The sequence below is a fragment of the Sphingopyxis sp. OPL5 genome, from assembly GCF_003797775.2.
Classification (GTDB): Bacteria; Pseudomonadota; Alphaproteobacteria; order Sphingomonadales; family Sphingomonadaceae; genus Sphingopyxis.
Genome location: NZ_CP060725.1, coordinates 1468647 through 1490885, shown reverse-complemented (window position 1 = coordinate 1490885; position 22239 = coordinate 1468647). Strand labels below are relative to the sequence as shown.

Genomic DNA, 22239 nt, shown 5'->3' with positions numbered 1-22239 from the left:
TTAAGGAGCGAACCTCAGGAGCGCACGTGCAACAGACCCATCCCCTGCCGATCCATCATAGCTGGCCGCTTTACGAGCGTGCGCGGCACTTCGAGCTGGGGCAGTTGCACGACTATGACGCGGGGCTGGTCTTCGCCGATGCCGGGCGAAGCTTGCCCGCGGGGATGTCCAGACCCGGCGAATGGAGCTGCGAACTGGCCGACAACCGACTGAGCTGGTCGAGCGAGGTCTATACGATCTTCGGCCTGCCCGACGGCGCGCGCGTATCGCGCGCCGAGACGGTCGCGCTCTATTGCGAAGGATCGCGCGCGGCGATGGAAACGCTGCGCGCCTATGCGATCCAGCACCGGCGCGGCTTCACCCTCGACGCCGAGATCGCGCCCGCGACTGGTGCGCGGCGCTGGATGCGGCTGATCGCGGCGCCGGTGTGTGAGGGCGGCGAGGTCGTCCGGCTGCAGGGATTGAAGTTTCTGGTGCCCGCCGCTTAGGCCCAGGCGTCGATCGCGGCGAGGTGCTTCGCTTTGTCGGCCTCTTCCAGGAATGAGCCGGTGAAGCTGTTGCGCGCAAGGGTGACCAGATCGTCCTTCGACAGGTCGAGCGCGTCGGCGACCGCCTGATAATTGGCGCCGACATAGCCGCCGAAATAGCTGGGGTCGTCGCTGTTCACCGTCGCGACGAGCCCCGCATCGAGCATCGCCCTGAGCGGGTGGGCGCTGAGGTCGTCGACGACGCAGAGCTTGAGGTTCGAGAGCGGGCAGACGGTGAGGCAGATGCCTTCGGCCGCGAGACGGTTGACGAGCGCGGGGTCTTCGAGGCTGCGGTTGCCGTGGTCGATGCGGTCGACCTGGAGGATGTCGAGCGCTTCATGGACATATTCGGGCGGTCCCTCCTCGCCGGCGTGGGCGACGATTTTCAGGCCGAGGTCGCGGGCGCGGGCGAAGACGCGCGCGAACTTCGAGGGCGGGTGGCCGACTTCGGAGCTGTCGAGGCCGACACCGTCGATGCGGCCCAGCCAGGGCAGCGCTTCGTCGAGGGTCGCCTCTGCATCGACTTCGCTGAGGTGGCGGAGGAAGCACAAGATGAGTTTCGAGGTGATGCCATGCCGTGCGTGGGCATCGTCGAGGGCGCGGGTGATGCCGGCGATGACGGTTTCGAAGGCGACACCGCGTTCGGTATGGCCCTGCGGGTCAAAGAAGATTTCGACGTGGCGGACATTGTCGGCATGCGCGCGCGCCAGATAGGCGGCGGTGAGGTCGTAAAAATCCTGCTCGGCGATCAGCACGCCCATGCCCTGATAATAGATGTCGAGGAAATCCTGGAGGTTCGAGAAGGCATAAGCCGCCCTGACCTCGTCGACGCTGGCAAAGGGGATCGCGATGCCGTTGCGCTGCGCGAGGGTGAACATCAGTTCGGGTTCGAGGCTGCCCTCGACATGGAGGTGGAGTTCGGCCTTGGGCAAGCCGGCGATGAAGGCGGCGCGGTCGCTGGACGTGAAACCGTCAGGCATTGCTGTTTCCCTCCTCGCGCAGGATGATCGCCGCCTCGGGCTTGTGGCGGCGGATTTCCTCGATCGTCAGCCCGTCGATCTCGTGCGGGAAGATCAGCCACTGGTCGGTTTCATGGACGAAGAAATCGGGGCGGAGATCGGTGACGTTGCGGCGCGGTTTATAATAGACGGTGGCGATGCGGATGTCGCGCGGCATGTTGTGACGGCAGCGCGCCTTGAGTTCGGCGACGAAGGCGCGGATGCTGCGCCCGCTGTCGAAGACGTCGTCGATGATGAGCAGCCGGTCCTCGGGGTCGAGGGTGTCGATGAGATAGCCGAGCGCGAAGACTTTGACCTCGGCGTCCTGTTTGTCGATGCCGTGGTAGGAGGAGGTCCGGATCGCGATATGGTCGCAATGCTGGCCATGATAATCGAGCAGTTCCTGCACCGCGATGCCGACCGGCGCCCCGCCGCGCCAGATGCCGACGAGATGTGTCGGGCGGAAGCCGCTGTCGATGACCTGCATGCCGAGCCGGAGCGAATCGGCGAGGAGGTCGTTGGCGCTGAGGAAAATCTTGTCGGTGGTCATGGTCGTGGCATAGCCCCGCCACGCCGCGCCGCCAATCCGTCTCGGAACCGGTGACGGATCGGCGATGCGGCGATATGGGCTGGTGCGATGACCCCCCGTTATGCCCAGATGATCCTGATCGCGTGCGGCGCATCGCTGCTCGCCGCCTGCGGCCCCAAGCCGCCGCTGCGTATGATGTCCTGCGCGGCGGCCCCCGCGATGCCGGTCCGGACCGAGAGCGAAAGCCGGACCGCGACGCTGTCGGTGCTGACCTATAATCTGGAAGGGCTGGGCTGGCCGGCGCGCAAGGGACGCGCGCGCGAACTGGCCGAGATCGGGTCGCGGCTGGCGGCGATGCACGCGGCGGGCACCGCGCCCGACGTCGTGCTGTTCCAGGAGATGTTCAGCCCCGCCGCGAAGCGTGCGGTCGCCGCGAGCGGCTATCCCGCGATCGTGCCCGGCCCGCGGCGCACCGATTCGCCCTCCGCCGCGAACGGGCGGATGCCGGGGACGGCGAAGCCGCTGAGGGGTGAGGTCGGCCTTCGCCTGCTCGGCGGCGGGCTCGCCATCGCGTCGCGCTACCCGATCGTCGCGACCGAGACCGACGCTTTTGGCCGGCGCGCCTGTGCGGGACTCGATTGCCTCGCGAACAAGGGCGTCATGCTCGCGCGCGTCCACCTGCCCGGGGTGCCGGGACCGATCGACATCTATAACACGCATATGAATTCGCGCGAGGCGTCGGGGGTCGCCGAAACGCGCAATCTGGAAGCGCATGCGCGTCAGGCGGTCGCGGCGTCGGACTTCATCGCGCGGACGCAGGCGCCCGAGAGTGCGTTGATCTTTGGCGGCGATTTCAACATGCGCCATTCGGAGGCGCGGTGGGAGGGGTTTTCCGCGCATCACCCGCTGACTCTCGTGCACGAGGTCTGCATCGACCCCGCGGCGGGATGCACGGTCGCGCTGTCGTGGGACGGCGACGCGCCGTGGATGGATACGCAGGACCTGCAGTTTTTCGCGAACGGCGAGCGGCTGACGATCCGGCCGCTGCGCGCCGAGGCGATGTTCGACGGCCGTCCGGACAGCCCGCGATTGTCGGATCATGACGGCTTTCTCGTTACCTATGAACTGCGCTGGCCCGCGGCGACGGGGGCGGCGCCCGTTCCCGCCTGCTGAACGTTTCGCAAATATTGACTCCGCAACGTCTCGATATTATGTATGGTATTGTGTATGGATATATGCACGGTAACATGCAGGATGAAGACGATGACCGGCGAGCTTGAGGGTCGCGACAAATGGCGGTGGATCTATCGGGCGGGGCTGCATGGGCTGTGCCCGCGGTGCGGCGAGGGAAAGATGTTCCGGCGCTGGCTGAAAGTCGCCGACCATTGCGACACGTGCGGGCTCGATTATGATTTCGCGACGCCCGACGACGGCCCGGCGTTCTTCTCGCTGTGCTTCGTCGCCTTTCCCTTGCTGTTCCTCGTCGTGTGGTTCGAGGTCGCGCTGAACCCGCCGTGGTGGGTGCATCTGTTGACCTCGTTGCCGCTGATGATCGTGCCGTGCCTGCTGATGTTGCACCCGATCAAGGGCTGGCTCGTCGCGTCGCAATATGTGAACAAGGCGCAGGAAGCGGGGACCGGCGCACTGTGGGCCGAGCTGAACGCGCGGGCGAAACGGGAGGCGACGAGCGACGGCGATGCCTGAGGTATGGGTTCCCGACCTGAGCGAAACGCCGGGCGCCAAATATCTGGCGATCGCCGACAGCATCGCTGCGGCGGTCGAGACCGGGCTGCTGCGTGCGGGTGACCGCCTGCCGCCGCAGCGCGACCTGGCGGCGCGGCTGGGGATCGACCTGACCACCGTCACCAAGGGCTATGACCAGGCGCGCCAGCGCGGACTGATCGGAGCGCGTGGACGGGCGGGGAGCTTCATCCTGCCGCAGGATGCGATCGCGGCGGGGCCGCCGCCGCTCGACACCGGCATGAACATGCCGCCCGAGGTCGTGGGCGGATCGTTGCTTGCGGCGTGGGAGCGCACCGCGAGCGCGTTGCTGCGCGCGCCGGGTGCGGGCGGGCGATTGCACTACACACCGGCAGGCGGGCGCGCGGCTGACCGTGCGGCGGGCGCTGCGATTTTCGCGCGGCTGGGGCTGGCCTGTTCGGCCGACGCGGTGATCGTCACCGCGGGGGCGCAAAATGCGCTGCACGCGATCGTCGCGGCGACGTTGCAGCCCGGCGACGTGGTGGCGTGCGGGGCACATATCTATTCGGTGTTCCTGCAGCTGGCGCGCAAGGCGGGGCTGAGGCTTGCGCCGCTGGCGGCGATGGACGCCGACGCGCTGGAGGCGCTGTGCCGGACCACCAAAGTGGCGGCGCTCTATGTGGTGCCGACCAACGACAATCCGACGACACGCACGCTGGACGCCGGCGAGCGGCGGGCGCTGGCCGAGGTGGCGCGGCGGCACGGGGTGCGGATCATCGAGGATGACGCCTATGGCCAGCTTCCCGAGCAGGCGATCGCGCCACTGACCAGCTTCGCGCCCGAGTTGGGAACTTATGTCGCGAGTTGTTCGAAGATCCTGTCGCCGGCGCTGCGCGTCGCGCATGTGCGCGCGCCGTCGGTGCGTGAGGCGCTGGCGCTGGCCGCCGAGGTGCACAAGAGCTGCGTGATGGCGCCGCCGCTCGATGCCGCGCTGGTGACGCGCTGGCTGGAGGACGGCAGCTATGACCGGCTGGTCGCCGAGACGCGCGCCGAGGCGGTGGCGCGGCAGGGCCTTGCAGCGGAGATATTGCCCGCGGGCAGCTATGCGGCGCACCCCTGCGGCTATCATCTGTGGGTGCCCTTGCCCGCCGGGGCCGACCAGGGGCGGATTGCCGAGGCGCTGCGCGGTGCGGGGGTGACCGCGATCGCCGCCGATGCCTTTGCGGCGGGCGAGGGCGGTGGGGCGGCTTTGCGCGTGTCGCTGGGCGGCGCGGTAACGCGCGCGGTGCTAGCGCGCGGGCTGACAGTGCTGGAGATGGAATTGGCGGGGTAGCGGATGCTGCGGGCAACAAGTGCCGGCGCCTGACCCAAATCCTCCCTGTGGCGCAGCCATGGGGAGGTGGCAGCGGCGAAGCCGCTGACGGAGGGGCCATGACGCGGCGTCGTTGGCCCCTCCACCACTCGCTACGCGAGCGGTCCCCCTCCCCATCGCTGCGCGACAGGGAGGATCATATTACCCGACACAATGGCTTCCCTCGCGACCGCCTTCTGCTAACGCCCCCAGCCAGTGCGGACGTCCGGCTTTCCGCCATTCGGGTGAAACGGTGCGCGTCCGCGATTTCCTCCTCCTCGTTGCGGTTTGCCTGATCTGGGCGTTCAACAATGTGCTGAGCAAGATCATCGTCGACAGCTGGGCGATTCCGCCGCTTTTCTATGCGGCGCTGCGCTTCGCCGTGGTCGCGGCGGTGATGCTGCCCTGGCTGCTGCCGATGCCGCGCCCGGCCTGGCGGATCGTCGCCATCGCTTTGTGCCTGGGCGGCGGCAGTTTCGCGCTTTTGTTCGTCGGACTACAAACGACCTCGCCGTCCTCGGCGGCGATCGTGCTGCAGATGGGGGTGCCCTTCACGATGCTGCTGTCGGTGCTGATCCTCGGCGAGCGCATCCACTGGCGGCGCGGGCTGGGGATCGCGCTGACGCTCGTCGGCGTGCTGATCGTCACCTGGCGTCCCGGCTTCGCGCTGTCGACGGGGCTGTGGCTGATCGCCGCCTCGGCCTTTTCGGGCGCCGCCGGGGCGGTGCTGATGAAGCAGGTCGACAATGTCGCGCCGTTCCGTTTTCAGGCGTGGGTGGGACTGGTATCGGTGACCGCGCTGGGCTTCGCGTCGGCGGCTTTCGAGCAGGGGCAACTGGCGGCGGCGCTGGCGGTCGGCTGGCCCTTCCTCGTCGCGGTGCTGTTCACCGCGCTGATCGTCTCGGTTGGCGCGCATTCGGTCTATTATCACCTGATCGACCGCTATGAGGCCAATCTGCTCGCGCCGCTGACGCTGATGACGCCGCTGGCAACGATCGGGTTCGGGGTGTGGATCACCCACGATCATTTCGACCTGCGCATGGCGATCGGCGGCGGGCTGGCGATGGTCGGGGTGCTGATCGTGGCGATCCGGCGCAAGCCGGCGACCGCGTTGCTGGTCGAGCGCGAGGTGCGCTGACGATCCTCCCCGTCGCGCAGCGATGGGGAGGGGGACCGTTCGCGAAGCGAATGGTGGAGGGGCCAGCGACGCTTGCGCCATTGCCCCTCCGTCAGCGCTTCGCGCTGCCACCTCCCCATGGCTTCGCCACAGGGAGGATTTTGCTACCCGTCGCGGCCGTACACATCCTCGCGGAACGCGACGCCCTGTTTGGTAGCAACAGGCGTGAGGTAGGTGAGGTAGACCGGGACTTCGTGCGGCAGCGCGACCGCCTGTTCGGGGGCGGTGGATTTCGATTTGATCGAGCGCTGGAGCAGCCACTGGCCGAGCTCGGCGGCGTTCTCCAGCCGGATGCAGCCGTTGCTGAAGTGACGGTCGTCCTTCTTGAGCAGGGCGCGGTCGGGGGTGTCGTGAAGGTAGATGCCGAGCTTGTTCGGGAAGAGATATTTGACCCGCCCCATCGAATTGGCGCCGCCGGGCAGTTCGCGCAGGCGCAAGACCCGCTGGCCCGAGGCGACCGCGGTCCAGTCGATTTCGGACGGGTCGAGCTTGCGCGCCCCGGGACTCCAGTCCGACAGCGCCTCCATGCGCAGCGAGGCGAGGCTGCGGCCGGCGAGCACCTTGGGCGCGATGCTGTTCTGCGCGAGATAGTCGGGGACGTTCCAATAGGGGTTGAGGATCGCCCATTGCAGCTGGCCCGCGAGCAACGGCGTGGGGGTGGCGGGGGCGCCGACGACGACCTTCATCGTGCCGACGCGCTTGCCGGCGCTGTAATAGCTGAGCTGGCCCGACGAGGCGTCGACGACGACATGATGGACCCATGGCCCGGGCAGGATGCGCGCGCGGTCGAGGTTGAGGCGGAGGCGGTCGATCTGGTCGCGCGAGGCGCCGCGTTTCGCGGCCTGCCCGGCGAGGGTGCGGAGGCGGACATAGTCCTCGCTCATCCAGTCCATGCCGGTCATGTACGCGCCGAAATCCTTGGGGAAGGCGGCGGCGCGCAACACGGTGAGCGCTTCGGGGCGCTTGGGTTTGAGCGATTTGTCGGCGTAGACGGTGCGGTCCTTGCCGGGTTTGCGCTGGTCGCGGACATAGGAGGCGAAGGCGTCAGACAGCGCAAGTTCGGCGCTCGCGACCGCCTCGGCGCGGCCGCCTTGTGCTTCGCGGATCAGCGCGCGCAGCTTGTCGACGCGATAGGGTTTGAGGCCGTCGAGATCGGCCGAGGCGAGGTAGCCGAGCAGGGTGTCGGCCTGCGGGCCGATCCGGCCCGCGCGGACCCAGAGCGGTTTGTAGCCGCGCTCGGCGTAGAAGCGTCTGATGTCGCCGCTCGCCTGTTCGCGCAGCGCGGTGTCCAAACCGGTGGCGGCGCTGGCCTTTGCTGGCGGGGCAGCGGCCAGGGCCGGGGGGCCGGCCGCCATCAGGGCGATCAAAAGGGGAATGCAGCGCCGCCGCATTCCCCGGCATGTCATCTGGTCCAAAGGGCGATCAGCCCTTTTCGCCGATACGGGTCGGCGGCGGCGGGGGCGGCGGGGTGTAAGCCGGCTGGTTCGGGTGATAGATGCCGTCGGCGGTGTAATAGCCGTCGATGATGCCATCGCCGTCGCGGTCGGCGGCGACGCTGCCCGGAACGGCGCCCGGCGGCGGCGGCGGGGCCATGGCGACCTCTTCCTTGGCGGCGCAGGCTGACAGTAGCAGGGCAGCGGCCCCGGTGACGATGAGGGGGGTGAAACGCATGGGTCGCTCCTTGGAAATGGCGCAGGGTGGGGTTTCCCCCCGACGCGCGTGCGAAAAAGCTACGCGGCGTGGTGGCCAATGTTGCACGGGGGCGTCGGGCGCGCGATCAGCGGTGCGCTTTGCGCGACGAGAGGGGGAGTTTTGGCGGTGGAACGAGGGATGCGGGCGAGTCCTTCACCCTCACCCTTCCGGCGCTTCGCGCCTCCCTCCCTCTCCCGGCGGGAGAGGGAAGGGGCCCGTCGGCAAGACCGGTGGGAAGGGTGAGGGTGCCGAGGTTTACTTCCTCGCCGCGGCGCTCGTGTCGCGGATTGCCTTGAACTCGCTGCCGTCCTTCCACGCCGGCCATTTGGTCGAGCGCGCGAGTTCGTCGCCGATCATGCGGAACAGCTCGATATCCTGCGCCGCGCCGTCGAGGTTCCAGCTTTCGTCCCACGCGTCGCAGGCCTGATGGTAGCAATTGCCGGTATAGTCATCGACCCATTTCTGGCCCGCCGCCTTGCCGCCGACGACGAGGTCGGACGCCCCGGCGATGCCCATCATCAGCAGGACGGGGACGCCGCGCTTGGCCATCGAGAAATGGTCGGCACGGTAAAAGAGGCCGCGTTCGGGCAGGCTTTCGACGCTGACGCTGCGGCCCTGCGTCGCGGCGACGCGGGCGAGGTCGTCCTCGAGGCTGCCCTGTCCCTTGCCGACGAGGATGACGTCTTTCGCCTTGCCCGCGGTCTGAAGGATGTCGAGACCGAGGTTGGCGACGGTCTTTTCGGGCGGATAGATCGGGTTCTGGGCATAGGCTTCGGACCCGAGCAGCCCGCGTTCCTCGGCGGTCCAGAAGGCGAAGACGAGGCTGCGGTCGGGGGCGGGCGCCGCCTTGAAGGCGCGGGCGATCTCGAACAGCCCGGCGACGCCGAGCGCGTCGTCATTGGCGCCGGCGCGGTAGATGCGGCCCTGCGCATCGGGCTTGCCCTCGCCATAGGCGTCCCAGTGGGCGCCATACATCACCACCTCGTCGGGGCGTTTGGCGCCGGGGATTTTGGCGAGGACATTCTGGCTCTGCACAACCTCTTGGCGGACCGGGATTGCGGCGTCGAGGGTGACGCCGGACATCGGCACGGGGCGGAAATCGGCGCGGCGCGCGGCGATGCGGAGCTGGTTCAGATCGAGCTTGGCGTCGGCAAAGAGCTTGTCGGCGACGTCGTGGGCGATCCAGCCCTGCAGTTGCAGGCTGGTGCGCTTTTCGGCGGGCACGACGAGGCCATAATTTTCGCCGCCGCCGCTTTTGACGACGTTCCAGCCATAGCCGACGCCGTCGGTGTCGTGGACGATCAGCGCGGCGATCGCGCCGCGGCGCGAGGCTTCTTCGAACTTGTAGGTCCAGCGGCCGTAATAGGTCATCGTCTTGCCGCCGAACTTGCCGGCGACGGGTTCGCCCGCGGCGGCGGAGAAATCGGGGTCGTTGATCAGGAAGACCGCGACCTTGCCCTTGAGGTCGAGGCCCTTGAAATCGTCCCAGCCGCGTTCGGGGGCGCTGACCCCGTAACCCACGAAGACCAGCGGCGCCGCGGCGACGGTCGCGATATCGACCGGCTGAAGCGTCGAGACATAGATGTCGGTGCCCTGGACGAGCGGCTGGACATTGTTGCCCCGCGCAAACTGCAGCCTGGTCGCCGAGGCGAGCGCGGTGTGGAGCAGCGGCACTGGCTGGGTCCAGCCGCCATCGACGCCGCCGGGTTCGAGCCCAAGCGCCTGGAGCCGGCCGATCAGATAACCGACAGTGCGTTCTTCGCCGATCGTGCCGGGCGCGCGGCCCTGAAACTGGTCCGAGGCGAGGGTGCGCACCGTTTCGGTGAGGTTGTCGGCGGAGATCGTCGGAGCGGGCGCCGTGCCGGTTTGTGCGGCGGCGGGGGCGGCGAGAGCGAGGAGAAGGGCGGCGGTGAGGCGCATCGACATGATAAGGTATAGTCCCGGCTGGAAAGGGTGGGTTCGAAGGTCCCGACCCGTCAGAGTGCGTTTTTCCGTCCATGGCACATTCGCGGCGCCAAAGCAGCGGGGATGTTCTCCGGGGCCACCCCACAAGCTGCCGCGATCGGGCGCCCCGTCGACGACCCATGCGGCATCCCACCCGAAATTTATTGGGATGGGCGGCGCGCCGGGGCGAATCTAGGCAGGTGTGGGGGGCGACGCATCTGTCTGTCTTTTGGTGCATTTCCGTGGGGAGAATCCTGTGGCGACCGTTGCAAGAAAAGTGATTCCCGGCACCGATGGCGTCGATGACATTGTCGGCACCGCCGACGCCGACGAGATCGCCACCGGCAAGGGCAACGATATCGTCCATGCCGGCGGCGGCGACGACGTGGTCGATGGCGGCATCGGCGACGACATTTTATATGGCGAGGGCGGCAACGACCGGCTTTACGCGACGGTCGGCAACGACAGGCTGTATGGCGGCGAAGGCAATGATACGCTGGAGGGCAGCCTCGAAGCCTTCGCAAACGCCGATTTCGCCAGCCTGGGGTTGCCTGCGAACGGGCGCCAGACCAGCTATCTGTACGGTGAGGCGGGCAATGACACGCTGATCGCCGAGGCCACCTTCGGGACCGCTCAGACGGGCACCCGCACGACCTATATGTACGGCGGCACTGGTGACGACACCTATTATGTGCGCTTCGCTGACCAGAACTATATCTTCGAAAATCCCGGCGAGGGCACACGCGACACGATCATCCTGCTCTATCGCGAGACGCCGGGAAGCGGGAACGTGTTTTACATGCCCGCCAATGTCGAATGGCTGCGCGGCGTGCTGGGCACGCGCACAGTGAACGGGGTTCGCGAGTCGGCGACGATCGTCGGCAATAACCTCGACAATTATATCGAGACCTCGGCCGAGCTGGGCGGGGTGAAGACACCGACGGGCAACATGACGATCCTGGCCGGGGCGGGTAATGACTCGGTCTTTTCCGATGCCGGCAACGACGTGTTGTACGGCGAGGCGGGCGACGACTCCCTGAGCGGCGGCACGGGGGTCGATGTGCTGATCGGGGGCGAGGGCAATGATTCGCTCGACACCTCCTTTTTCGCGAGCGATCCGACATTCGCCGACGCGCTGTATGGCGGGACCGGCAACGACACCTATGGCATCGATCATGCCGGGGACATCGCGTTCGAAAATGCCGGTGAAGGCACCGACACCGCGCTCGTCCGCATCGCGAACGGCGGCTGGTACGCGCATGCCCATATCGAAAATATCTGGTCGAGTTCGAACACCCTGACCTTTCTGGTGGGCAATGCGCAGGACAATGACATTCGCGGCGGCGAGGCGAGCGAATTGCTGCTCGGCGGCGGCGGCAACGACAGCATCAACGGCGGTCTGGGCAATGACAGCCTGTTCGGCGAAGCCGGCAACGACTTTCTGTTTGGCGGCGGCGGGATCGATTATCTCGCCGGCGGGACCGGCAATGACTCGCTCAACGGGGCCGGGGAGGCCGATGCGCTTTACGGCGAGGATGGCGACGATTTCCTGTTCGGCGGCACCGGCTTCTTCACCGACATATTGGTCGGGGGCGCAGGCAACGACAGTCTGGACGGCGGCACCGGCGATCGCAACGCCTCGCTGGGCGACTATGACCTGATGGACGGCGGCGCCGGCGACGACAAATATTATGTAGACACCCCCGACGACCTGACCTTCGAGGCGGTGGGTGGCGGCAACGATACGGTCTATGCCCACATCAACGGCGCCGGCTACTATCTCTACGCCAATGTCGAGAATCTGTACCTGTCGGGCAACACGAGCTTTGGCGTCGGTAACGAGCTCGACAATCTGATCTCCGCCGAAGGCAACACCGCGGTGACGTTGCTCGGCGGGCGGGGCAACGACAAATTATATGGCAATAACGGCGCGAACGGGCTTTACGGCGAGGACGGCAACGACGAACTTTACGGCGGCGGCGGCAATGACGTGCTGATCGGCGGCGCCGGCAATGATTTCCTCGACGGCGGCGCGGGGGGCGACGTCCTGGTCGGCGGCGCGGGGGCGGACCGTTTCTTCATCGGCACCCATGGCAACGATATCGACTATATCAGGGACTTCGAACGCGGGATCGACCGGATCCAGCTCAGCGCCAGCTATATCGACTTCGCGTCGCTGCAGTCGCATTTTTCGCAACAGGGCGCCAACACGGTGATCGAATATAGCAGCGGGCGGTTCCTGGTGCTGGAAAATGTCGTCGCGACGACGCTGACCGGCGCTGATTTCGGATTTTAGCCGCGCCCACATTGCCGTTGTGCGAACTGGTGCCGCTGAATATCGGATGTTTAGGCGGCGAGGAGGCCGGGACGCAGAACGGGGAAGATCGTGTTGAAGAAGGTGGCGCATAAGGAAATCGTCGGTACTGCCGGGGACGACAAGATCACCGGGACCGACGGGGATGACATCATCCGGGCCGGTGCGGGGAACGACCTGGTGGTCGGCGGTGCCGGCTATGACGAGATAGATGGCGGGGACGGCGACGACATTCTCTATGGCGCATCGCTGAACGGTGGCAGGGGGACTGATACGCTGGTTGGCGGGTTCGGAAACGACTCGCTCGATATCCGTTTCGATCCGTCCGAAGCGCCGTCGGCCGATCTGCTCTATGGCGGTAAGGGCGATGACCTATATGGTATCGACCATCCGGGCGATATCGTGTTCGAAGATGCCGACCCGCCAGGCCTCTCTCTTTATGGCCGGGATACGGCCTTTGTCCGCATTCAGAATGGCGGCTGGTACGCCAATGAAAATATCGAGACGATTATCGTCGAGTCGGACACGCTGACCTTTCTGGTCGGCAATTCCCGCGACAACCGGATCGAAGGCGGGCTGGGTGACGAGTTGTTGCTGGGCGGCGCCGGGAACGACTCGATTGCGGGCGGCGGCGAAGGCGAGCCGTTCGGTGGCAACGACAGCATTTTCGGCGAAGACGGCAACGATTGGCTGTTCGGGCTGTACGGGAATGATTATCTGGTCGGCGGCAATGGTCACGATCTGCTTTATGGTGGCGACGGTTCGGATGCCCTCTATGGCGAGGACGGCGACGACGAACTGCAAGGGGGTGAGGATTTCGCCACCGACATCCTCGTCGGCGGTGCCGGCAGAGATGTTCTGGACGGCGCGGGCGGACTTGGTGACTATGACCTGATGGACGGTGGTGCCGGCAACGATAGCTATCGTGTCGATACCCCCGCCGATCTGACCTTCGAAGCTGCGGGCGGCGGAAGCGACAGTGTCTATGCCCTCATCGAAGGGGCGGGCTATTACCTCTATGCCAATGTCGAGAATCTGTACGTCTGGGGCAACACGACCTTCGGGGTCGGCAACGAACTGAGCAATCTCATTTCGGCTCGCGACCAGCGCGGTCGACCGGCTAGCGAACTCAACGTCGCCTTGCTGGGCGGTGGCGGCCATGACCTGATCTTGGGCAATGACGTTGCCAACGGCATCTATGGCGAGGATGGCAACGACGAGTTGTACGGTTATGGCGGCAACGACGTCCTCGTTGGTGGCGCCGGCCGCGACTATATCGATGGCGGCGACGGCAACGACGTCATGGTCGGCGGCGCGGCAGGGGACCTGTTTTTCGTGCAAGCGTCGACCCTTCCTTCGATCGACTATATCCTCGATTTCGAAGACGGCCTCGATACGATCAAGGTCGACGGGTATTCGGATTTTGCTGCGCTGCAGCCGCATATCTATCAGCAGGGCGCCGACGCGGTGGTCCAATATGCGGCCGATCGTTTCCTGGTGATCCAGAATTTCAACATGTCGCTGCTGTCGGGCGCCGATTTCGGGTTCTGAGCGGCGGCAGTCGATGTTCGCCGGCATTTGACCGCAAGAAACGGGGCGCCGCGCGCGCGGCGCGAAGCCATGGCGGCGGGATGACGACTGGTATCGCCCCGCCCGCCCGCTCCGCCACCCACCCGATCGAGGCGCGGATCGCCGCGATCGATTGGCCGGCCCTCTCGGTGGCGCTCGATGCCGAGGGCTGGGCGGTGGTGCCAGGGCTGTTCGGCGATGCCGAATGCGATGCGCTGGCGGCGTGTTACGACGCGCCGCAAGGGTTTCGTAGCCATGTCCATATGGCGCGGCACGGGTTCGGGCGCGGGGAATATCGCTATTTCGCCTATCCGCTGCCGGCGCCGGTCGCGGACCTGCGCACGGCACTCTATACGCGGCTGGCGCCGATCGCCAACCGCTGGCACGCGCGGATGGGGATGGATGTGCGCTTTCCCGACGCCCATGCCGCGTTTCTGGCGCGCTGCCACGCGGCGGGGCAGGCGCGGCCGACACCGCTGCTGCTGTCCTATGGGCCGGGCGATTATAACTGCCTGCATCAGGATCTATATGGCGAGCATGTCTTTCCACTGCAGCTCGCGGTGCTGCTGTCGGCACCGGGGGACGATTTTACGGGTGGCGAGTTCCTGCTCACCGAGCAGCGCCCGCGCATGCAGTCGCGCGCCGCGGTCGTGCCGCTGGGCAAGGGCGATGCGGTGGTCTTCGCGGTCAACACTCGGCCGGTGCGGGGCGCCCGCGGCGATTATCGGGTAGCGATGCGCCACGGGGTAAGTGCCCTACGAACCGGTCAGCGCCGCACCCTCGGCCTGATCTTCCACGACGCGGGGTGACGCGAGCGAAGCCCGCTTGCCAAACTGCTGGTCTGGCCGCATAAAATCATTTGGTCAGACTTGCTGGCGGGCCGCGTTGCGGGGGAAAGTCGATCGATCCGGATACGCCCCCTGAGGACGACCTGCCCGGTCCCGCCGACGCGCTGGTGGCGAGCCTTTATGCCGAACTGCGGACGATCGCGCGGCGCGAGCATTATCGCGCCGGCGGCCCCCAGACCTTGCAGACGACGGCGCTGATCAACGAGGCCTATGTCAAATTGCGCCGCGCCGACGGGTGGGAAAGCCAGTCGCATTTCCTGGCCTGCGCGGCGACCGCGATGCGCCACATATTGATCGACGCGGCGCGGGCGCGGCTGGCGTCGAAGCGCGGGGCGGGGGATTACAGCTTTATCCAAAGCCTCGATTCGCTGGCGGCGGCGGTGCCCGAGGACGAGCAGGTGCTGAAGCTGGGCGATGCGCTCGAGGCGCTGAAGCGCCAGGACGCCAATCTGGCGCAGGTCGTCGATTGCCGTTTCTTCGCTGGCATGGACGAGCGCGAGACCGCCGACGTGCTGGGGGTAACCGACCGAACGGTGCGCCGTTGGTGGGTACAGGCGCGGGCGTGGATCCATCAGGAGATGGCCGCGGCCTAAGGTCTGCCGCCATGAGCCCAATGGTCGTCGGTCTTTTGGCAGCGCGGTCCCGGCCTAACCCGCTGCGGCGATGCGTTTGCTCAGCGCCGCGACCGATTGCAGATAGGGGATGCCGCTCGGCCCAGCCGTGCGGAAGATCGCGGCGGCGGCGTCGATTTCCCGGCGCGCCTCGGCGAGGCGGCGCTGCTTCAGGCGCAGGATCGCTCGGGCGCGGCCGAGGACGGCGGTGGGGAGGCCGGGGGGCATGGCGTCGAAAAGCGGCTGGAGCTGATCGATCAGCGCCTGTGCACCCGCCACGTCGCCGGTTTCGGCGCGCGCCTCGGCGAGCGCGGCGCCGATGATGATCGTCGGCAGCGCCTTGGGCGAAAGATTGTCGGCCGCCATCGGATAGGCTTCCTCCAACGCCTTGCGCGCCGCAGCATATTTGCCGAGCGGCATCTGGGCGCGGCTCAATTGCACCAAGTCGACCGCGAGGCCCGCGGATTCACCGAGCGTCGCGCGGCGCTGGGCGACGAGGGCGATCAGCAGCGGTTCGGCCTCGGCGGGCTTGCCGAGCCGGATAAGGCGCAGCGCCTTCAATTGGCGGATGTTGAGGTCCGATCCGCTGTTCTCATCGCCCGAGCGGGCGATCACCGCCTCGGCACGCGCGATGATCGGCGTCATCGCGTCGAGCTGGTTGGTTTCGATCATGTAGACGAGAATATTGTTATAGACCGACAGCAGGTCGCGATGGTTTTCCTTCCACACCGCTTCGGCGTCGGGGAGGGTCGAGACGAGGAGCTCGATCGCCTCCTGGGTCTTGCCCGTACGGCGCAGATATTGGGCCTTCGCCTGTTTGAGTTCGACGATCTGCAGGCGGTAGCGCATCGGATCCGTCGCAAAGACGCGCTCGGCGTCGGCGAGCAGCGCGGGCATTTCTTCGGTATTGTCGATCGCGGCGGCGCCGGCCGCCTTTTTTACCTTCAGGTCGGCGGTCGCGGCGGCACTGTCGCTGCCCACGCCGCGTTCGAGCGCGCGGCTGACGAGGGTGTAGGAGCCTAGGTTGTCTTCGAGGTTTACGTAAAGGTTGAAGAGGGTGGCGACGAGGACCGCCGATTCCTCGCTATGGTCGAGCGAATTGGCGAGCTTCTCGGCGGTCTGGTCGAGCATCTGCTTGACCGTCGCGGTCTCGCCCTCGTCGGTCGCGGCGGTGTCGCGCAGCATCACGGTGAGCAGGCGGTTGATCGCCTCCGACCGTTTGGCCTCGGCGAGCGCGGCGTCGCGTTCGATCGCGGTCGCGCGCGCCTGCCAGGCGATGCCGCCCGCGCCGACGAGCAAGGCGGCGAGCACCGCGGCGGTCGCGGCGACGCCCCAGCGATAGCGACGCAGGAAACGCCCCGCCATATAGCGGGTCGACCCGTCGCGCGCATGGACGGGCAGGAACTGCTGGTGGCGCGCGACGTCTTCGGAGAGCGCGCTGACGCTGAGATAGCGTTCGGTCGGGGTGCGGCGCATCGCCTTCATCACGATCGCGTCGAGATCGCCGCCGATCTTGCCCGCAGGAACCGGGCCGGCGCCGGTCGCGGCGGCGCGGCTGGGCAGCGCCGCATCCTCGTACAGCACGCGGCGGATCATCGCGGGGACCGAGGATTTTTCGGTGCGCCAGGGGCTTTGGCCGCTGACCAGTTCGTAGAGGACGACGCCGAGCGCATACACGTCGGTCGCCACCGTCGCCTCGTCGCCGCCGAGCTGTTCGGGGGCGGCATAGTCGGGGGTGAGCATCGCCTGCGTCGTCGCGGGCAGGGCGGCGCTGTCGTCGAGCAATTTGCCGATGCCGAAATCGACGAGGCGCGGCTTGCCCGCGGGGTCGATCAGGATGTTCGACGGCTTGATGTCGCGGTGGACGACGAGGTTGGCGTGGGCGAAGGCGACCGCGTCGCACGTTTCGCGGAACAGTTTGAGCCGCGTGTCGAGGTCGGCGGCGTGGCTGCGGCACCAGGCGTCGATCGGCTGCCCGTCGACATAGTCCATGACGATATAGGGGCGGCCGTCGGGGGCGACCCCGGCGTCGATCAGCCGCGCGATCCCCGGATGGTCGAGCCGCGCGAGCAGGCGGCGTTCGCGCGCGAAGCTTTCGGCGCGCTCGGCGGCGTCGACGCGGAGCAGCTTGAGCGCGACCTTCTGGTCGAAATCGGCGCCCGCACGGCGCGCCAGATAGACCTCGCCGAGCCCGCCGCGCCCGATCAACCGGTCGATCGTGAAGCCGCCGACATCCTGCCCCGACGCGAGCGAGGTGTAGGCGGCGGGCGGCGCTTCGGTGCCGAGCGGCGGCGGCGTCCCGTCGAGGATGCCCTCGCCGCGCGACGCGGTGAGCAGCCCGCGCACCGCGGTGACGATGTCGGGGGCGAGCGCCGATCGGGTCAGCCGCCGGGTCTGGGTGTCGGGGGGCAGGTCGACCAGTTCATCGAACAGCGCCTGGATGGCCTGCCAATCGTCCCGGTCGAGTCCCGCCATATGATGTCCCCCTCGTCCCCGGTGTAAGGCCAGACGGAAGGAGGTCAATCGCTGGAATCGCGGCGCTATTCGGCCTCGGTGCTGAGCCCCAGCGCGGGGATGCCGATCGAGCGGCGGCCGCCGAAGTCCGAGCGGACGACGACCGCGCCATGTTTTTCCATATAGTCGACGAGGCGCCGGATGCGGCCCGGCGAGCGGGTGCCGTAAGCGCGGCCGAGCGCGTCGTCGTCGGGGCAGGCCAGCCCCTCCATCGCGGCGCGACCGATCTGGACGAAGGGCGCGAGCATGTCGTCGGGCAGGCGCGACGCGGCGTCGAGCAGATCGGCCCAGCGCGGATCGGCGGGGTCGAAAATGCCGCCCTTCGCGAGCGCGAAGCGGCGGCGGAACTGCGCGAGGTCGAGCGGCACGCGCGCGAGCCGCGCCATCCGGCAGCGCACCGAGAAATCCTGGTAGAGAAAAGCCTCGGGATGGAAGGCGCCGTCGGGGTCGGCGAGCATGTCGTGCAGCGCGGCGACGATGCCGGCCTCGATATCCTCGGCGGCGGCGGTCGCGGCGGCCTGTGCCGCCTCGACCTCTTCGGGGCTGAGCGTGGGATCGGGTTCGGCTTCGGCGAGCGCGAGGTCGTCGTCGTGCGCCGCGAACTGCCGCATCAGGTCGTGCGCGGGGACGGGTTTCGGCGGTGGAGGAGGGGGCGGCGGCATCGTCTCCAGCTCGGCGAAGAGCATCGTGCGCATGTCGTGCGGCTCGGCATCGGGCAGCGGCAGCAGGCTGTGGGTGCCGGCGCGGGTCGCGGTCTGGGTCGAACCGATGCGGATCGATACCGGGCGGCGCGAGATCGCGGGGCCGAGCCCGAGGAAATGGCCGCGGTCGAGGTCGCGGATCGCCTCGGCCTGGCGGCGTTCCATGCCGAGCAGGTCGGCGGCGCGCGCCATGTCGATGTCGAGGAAGGTGCGCCCCATCAGGAAATTGCTCGCCTCGGCCGCGACATTCTTGGCGAGCTTGGCGAGGCGCTGGGTCGCGATCGCCCCGGCGAGCCCGCGCTTGCGGCCGCGGCACATCAAATTGGTCATCGCCGACAGGCTGGCGCGCCGGACGGTGTCGGACACGTCGCCCGAGGCGCTGGGGGCGAACATCTGCGCCTCGTCGACGACGACGAGCGCGGGAAACCAATGCTCGCGCGGGGCGTCGAACAGCGCGTTCAGGAACGCGGCGGCGCAGCTCATCTGCGCCTCGATATCGAGGGTGTCGAGCGCGACGACGACCGAGGCGCGATGCTCGCGGATGCGCGCGCCCATCGCCGCGATCTCGCGCTCGCTATAATCGCCGGCGTTGATCACGACATGGTTGTAGCGGTCGGCGAGGGTGACGAAATCGCCCTCGGGATCGATCACCACCTGCTGGACGAGGCCGGCCGATTCCTCGAGGATGCGGCGCAGCAGGTGCGACTTGCCCGACCCCGAATTGCCCTGCACGAGCAGGCGCGTCGCGAGCAGTTCCTGCACGTCGATGCGGACCGCATTCTGCGCGGCGTCGGTTCCGATGGTGATGCTGCTGTCCACGATGGCTTGCCACTAACGGGGCGGGGGCGGGGTGGCAATGGTGGGGGTGGGGGCACACGTTAAAGCCTTTGCGCGTGCAATGGGACCGGATCACATGGCTGATTGCGATCGGGCGGCTTTCCACCCTTTCTGGATGTTCCGCTTGTTGCGAACTGCGAAACAAGCCACGTTAGTCTCCCCGCTATCGGCCTGATTTTCTGCGATTGTCCTCGAGACACAGCATCTGACAGTTGGCCGCAACCGTCTTCCCACCGCTGTGCCAAGGGTCGATATGGTCGGCTTCCATTTCGCCGATTTCAAAATGCTCTTTGCATACCGGGCAAATGCCTTGCTGCCGCTCGTACGCTTCCCGCTTCTGGCTCTCGCTAAAGGTGCGAATGTTAAGGTATTTTTCCTTACCGGTGAGAAGGTAAAGATAGATGCCCTTTTTGCTGCCGATTTCATCGTCCAGCATCAAGGCCGAGACGTTGGTTTCCAATTCGTCCGCATTCCAGTTCGCGCTGCCATATTCGTTGTAAAGGTCGCCCCATTCGACGCCCTTCATTTCCCGGCGGTAGTGCGGGAAGATGGTCTTGACCCAACCTAGAACTTTCTCAAAATACGACCAGAGTTCGGTCGCTTGGGCGTCATTTTGACGCTTAGACATATACCGCTCGATGTCGCCATCGACCGATATCCATTTGATAACCGTCTCCAAAAAATCCTGCCTTATGGGCGAGCCGCTGAGATAGTCGCGCCCCAGCGCGAATGCGGGGCAGTTCGGTCGGCTGAAATACCGCTTGGCGTCCGAAACCCACGATCCATGATAAACGGCGTTGCGTAATTCCTGATCCGTCAGCCGTTCACCAGCGATGTTTATCGTTTTGAACCATTCGAGCTTTTCGCTGTCGCTCCCCTCGCAATGATACACTGTCAGCTTGTACGCGAGAATCTTTTCCCGCTCGTCCTCTTGCAAATTATGGAAGGCCCGGACCTCTGAGAAGCTGCCGAGCATCACGGAGAACTCGCCTTCGACATATTGGCATATGGAGATAGTGCGCTGCTGGCCGTCGATGACCTCGTACTGGCCTTCACCCTGCACGGACCAGTACATCACATTGAGGGGAAAGCCGCGATACACCGTATCAATGACGGCATCTCGCTGTCGATCTTTGTAGATAAATTCACGCTGGTATGCAGGGCGAATGTCCAGCTTGCCACCATATCCAATCACGCCGCCTTCCGCGTTGTCACGATACCCCGCAGCGAGTTCCCCTACCGTGATCTCTTTCAGTTCAATCTTCACTAGGCAGGCTTTCTCAATTTGACGAAAAGACGGGCGTACATTCTTCTACCATTCAGGTACGCTCGATCCACCTTGCCGGTCCAACCGTCGTTCACTAGTTCAGATAGTCTGCCCGTCTTCACATCATAGTCGGAACCGACGATTTCGAATTGCTCCGGATTGTACTTGTCCAAAAACGTGATCGGCACACCCATTGTGCCGCCATAATCCTTCGGAATGTCGTTCACGCGCGACACTTCAATGGCGTTGAAATTATCATATTTCGGATGCGTTTCCGGATCGTAGCTTCGATAGAGGATAAGCCGTTCGTGACGCTTCTCGTTGTCCATGTTGGTGAACCAGCAGGTGTTGTTCGATGAGACGATCCGCCGCCCATCCTTATCGATCCGTGCCTCGCTCCCATGCATGGGATAGTGTTCCGGGACGATAAATCCCGAGAAGTTTCGGTTGCTGTTTATCCCGACCCAGAGCTTGTTTTCGCGCATCAGTTCGAACGTCTCTTTGTACGAAATAGCGTTCCAAGTGCCGATGATCAGAAACTTCTTATTATGGCGGATCAGTTGCGCGAGATGCTCGCGAAATAGCGAGAATGGCGGGTTGGTAACAACGATATCGGCCTGCTCCAATAGGCTGATGCATTCGGGCGATCGGAAATCGCCGTCGCCTTCTAGATATTTTACGCCGATTTCCTTGACATCCGGAACCCGATTCCCGTTTTTGTCGCCGAAATACTCTAACCAGATCGCGCGCTCGGCTTGATTGCGGCTAAATAGGTCCAGGTCGTCATTTTTGTAGCAGGTAGTGATTAGCCGCTTCAGCTTCAGTTTTTCGAAATTATAGGAGAAGTAATGGAAGAAGTTGCTAATGCGCGGATCGTCGCAATTACAAAGAACGATCTTGCCCTCAAAATGCTGCCGATAGTGCTTCAACTCCTTCTCAATGTCCGAAAGCACTGTGTAGAATTCGTCGTTCTTTCCAGATCGCGCTGCTTTTAGAGTCTGGTTCGTCGCGTTTCGGGCCATAATTTTTCGCTGGTTCGCTTCTTTGGTTCGATGTTTCGGCCATTAGGATACCTTCGGGACGCGAGTGGTCAAGGTCGGCGTTGCGCTCTCGGTGAAGGGCTACCGTTTACCGTCTTGCGTGTGGCGACCTATCGCGCAAGGTTTTGGACCAGGCTGCCGCCGATGCTTATTGGTGGGGGAGGCGACTGGCGCGCCGGGGCGCTCTCCGATGACGAGATTTTGGCGCGGTTGTTCCGGCTGAATCAGGAGCGGGCGGCGGGGTAAGGCGGTTTCGGAGAGAGGGATCGCACCCTGTCGTCACCCCGGGCTTGACCCGGGACCTGCCTTGTCTTTTCATGCGGCGATGGAACGCTATCCCTGCGTCTATATCCTTGCGCGGTCCTCGCACGGGACCTTCTACACCGGCGTCACGTCGAACCTCGTCCAGCGCATCCACCAGTATCGGACCGAGACCTTCGAGGGTTACACCAAAGATTATGGCATCAAACGCCTCGTCTGGTTTGAACGGCATGAGGCGATGGATACCGCGATCCTGCGCGAGAAGCGCATCAAGCGGTGGGTGCGGCCGTGGAAATATGATTTGATCAACGCGATGAACCCGACCTAGCGCGACTTGGCCGAGGATTTCGGGTTTGAG

19 protein-coding genes are annotated in these 22239 nt (G+C 65.6%); 10 read left to right on the top strand and 9 right to left on the bottom strand.

Annotation, left to right across the window (positions count from 1 at the left end; translation table 11 throughout):
- Nucleotides 1-26 precede the first annotated feature (26 nt).
- Nucleotides 27-488, top strand: a complete 462-nt coding sequence (locus EEB18_RS07215) for a hypothetical protein (protein ID WP_056343882.1) — start codon at nt 27-29, stop codon at nt 486-488.
- On the opposite strand, the gene EEB18_RS07210 is transcribed toward EEB18_RS07215, so the two are convergent.
- Both EEB18_RS07210 and EEB18_RS07205 read right to left on the bottom strand, forming a co-directional pair.
- Nucleotides 485-1507, bottom strand: a complete 1023-nt coding sequence (locus EEB18_RS07210) for an adenosine deaminase (protein ID WP_187138981.1) — start codon at nt 1505-1507, stop codon at nt 485-487. The two genes, EEB18_RS07215 and EEB18_RS07210, sit on opposite strands and share 4 nt — an antisense overlap.
- A complete protein-coding gene (locus EEB18_RS07205; RefSeq protein WP_187138980.1) occupies nt 1500-2075 on the bottom strand; it encodes a phosphoribosyltransferase in 576 nt (191 codons plus the stop codon). Before EEB18_RS07205 ends, EEB18_RS07210 begins: the two co-directional genes overlap by 8 nt.
- 87 nt (nt 2076-2162) lie before the next feature.
- On the opposite strand from EEB18_RS07205, the gene EEB18_RS07200 reads away from it, so the two are divergent.
- The 4 genes from EEB18_RS07200 to EEB18_RS07185 all read left to right on the top strand — a co-directional run bounded on the left by EEB18_RS07200 (nt 2163) and on the right by EEB18_RS07185 (nt 6244).
- Nucleotides 2163-3227 (top strand): endonuclease/exonuclease/phosphatase family protein, encoded by a 1065-nt coding sequence (locus EEB18_RS07200; RefSeq protein WP_187138979.1) that lies wholly within the window; start codon nt 2163-2165, stop codon nt 3225-3227.
- A gap of 90 nt (nt 3228-3317) precedes the next feature.
- Nucleotides 3318-3758, top strand: coding sequence for a DUF983 domain-containing protein (locus tag EEB18_RS07195; RefSeq protein ID WP_187138978.1), 441 nt, complete (start codon nt 3318-3320; stop codon nt 3756-3758).
- Nucleotides 3751-5088: a PLP-dependent aminotransferase family protein gene (locus tag EEB18_RS07190; protein WP_187138977.1), complete on the top strand. Its 1338-nt coding sequence runs from the start codon at nt 3751-3753 to the stop codon at nt 5086-5088. Before EEB18_RS07195 ends, EEB18_RS07190 begins: the two co-directional genes overlap by 8 nt.
- A gap of 271 nt (nt 5089-5359) precedes the next feature.
- Nucleotides 5360-6244: a DMT family transporter gene (locus EEB18_RS07185; protein ID WP_187138976.1), complete on the top strand. Its 885-nt coding sequence runs from the start codon at nt 5360-5362 to the stop codon at nt 6242-6244.
- Nucleotides 6245-6387: 143 nt separating this feature from the next.
- Here EEB18_RS07185 and EEB18_RS07180 read toward each other — a convergent pair whose 3' ends face one another.
- From EEB18_RS07180 to EEB18_RS07170, 3 genes are all read right to left on the bottom strand, one after another.
- Nucleotides 6388-7638, bottom strand: a complete 1251-nt coding sequence (locus EEB18_RS07180; RefSeq protein ID WP_262408155.1) for a L,D-transpeptidase family protein — start codon at nt 7636-7638, stop codon at nt 6388-6390.
- A 67-nt stretch (nt 7639-7705) separates the two neighbouring features.
- Entirely contained in the window at nt 7706-7954 is a 249-nt protein-coding gene (locus EEB18_RS07175) for a hypothetical protein (RefSeq protein ID WP_187669092.1), read from the bottom strand.
- Nucleotides 7955-8230: 276 nt separating this feature from the next.
- The gene (locus EEB18_RS07170) at nt 8231-9901 is read right to left on the bottom strand and encodes a M20/M25/M40 family metallo-hydrolase (RefSeq protein WP_187142364.1); all 1671 of its coding nucleotides are present in this window, start codon (nt 9899-9901) and stop codon (nt 8231-8233) included.
- A 274-nt stretch (nt 9902-10175) separates the two neighbouring features.
- On the opposite strand from EEB18_RS07170, the gene EEB18_RS07165 reads away from it, so the two are divergent.
- From EEB18_RS07165 to EEB18_RS07150, 4 genes are all read left to right on the top strand, one after another.
- Nucleotides 10176-12215: a calcium-binding protein gene (locus EEB18_RS07165; protein WP_187142365.1), complete on the top strand. Its 2040-nt coding sequence runs from the start codon at nt 10176-10178 to the stop codon at nt 12213-12215.
- Between the two features lie 90 nt (nt 12216-12305).
- Nucleotides 12306-13784 (top strand): calcium-binding protein, encoded by a 1479-nt coding sequence (locus EEB18_RS07160; RefSeq protein ID WP_187142366.1) that lies wholly within the window; start codon nt 12306-12308, stop codon nt 13782-13784.
- A gap of 80 nt (nt 13785-13864) precedes the next feature.
- The gene (locus EEB18_RS07155; RefSeq protein WP_187142367.1) at nt 13865-14611 is read left to right on the top strand and encodes a 2OG-Fe(II) oxygenase; all 747 of its coding nucleotides are present in this window, start codon (nt 13865-13867) and stop codon (nt 14609-14611) included.
- Between the two features lie 50 nt (nt 14612-14661).
- Nucleotides 14662-15243: an ECF-type sigma factor gene (locus EEB18_RS07150; RefSeq protein ID WP_262408154.1), complete on the top strand. Its 582-nt coding sequence runs from the start codon at nt 14662-14664 to the stop codon at nt 15241-15243.
- Nucleotides 15244-15297: 54 nt separating this feature from the next.
- Here EEB18_RS07150 and EEB18_RS07145 read toward each other — a convergent pair whose 3' ends face one another.
- From EEB18_RS07145 to EEB18_RS07130, 4 genes are all read right to left on the bottom strand, one after another.
- The gene (locus EEB18_RS07145) at nt 15298-17736 is read right to left on the bottom strand and encodes a serine/threonine-protein kinase (protein WP_187142368.1); all 2439 of its coding nucleotides are present in this window, start codon (nt 17734-17736) and stop codon (nt 15298-15300) included.
- A gap of 65 nt (nt 17737-17801) precedes the next feature.
- Nucleotides 17802-19295, bottom strand: a complete 1494-nt coding sequence (locus EEB18_RS07140) for an ATP-binding protein (protein ID WP_187142369.1) — start codon at nt 19293-19295, stop codon at nt 17802-17804.
- A 181-nt stretch (nt 19296-19476) separates the two neighbouring features.
- The gene (locus EEB18_RS07135; protein WP_187142457.1) at nt 19477-20580 is read right to left on the bottom strand and encodes an HNH endonuclease family protein; all 1104 of its coding nucleotides are present in this window, start codon (nt 20578-20580) and stop codon (nt 19477-19479) included.
- Nucleotides 20580-21602, bottom strand: coding sequence for an adenine-specific methyltransferase EcoRI family protein (locus EEB18_RS07130; RefSeq protein ID WP_187142458.1), 1023 nt, complete (start codon nt 21600-21602; stop codon nt 20580-20582). Before EEB18_RS07130 ends, EEB18_RS07135 begins: the two co-directional genes overlap by 1 nt.
- 343 nt (nt 21603-21945) lie before the next feature.
- Here EEB18_RS07130 and EEB18_RS07125 point away from each other — a divergent pair, with 343 nt between their 5' ends.
- Nucleotides 21946-22209 (top strand): GIY-YIG nuclease family protein, encoded by a 264-nt coding sequence (locus EEB18_RS07125; protein ID WP_187142461.1) that lies wholly within the window; start codon nt 21946-21948, stop codon nt 22207-22209.
- Nucleotides 22210-22239 lie beyond the last annotated feature (30 nt).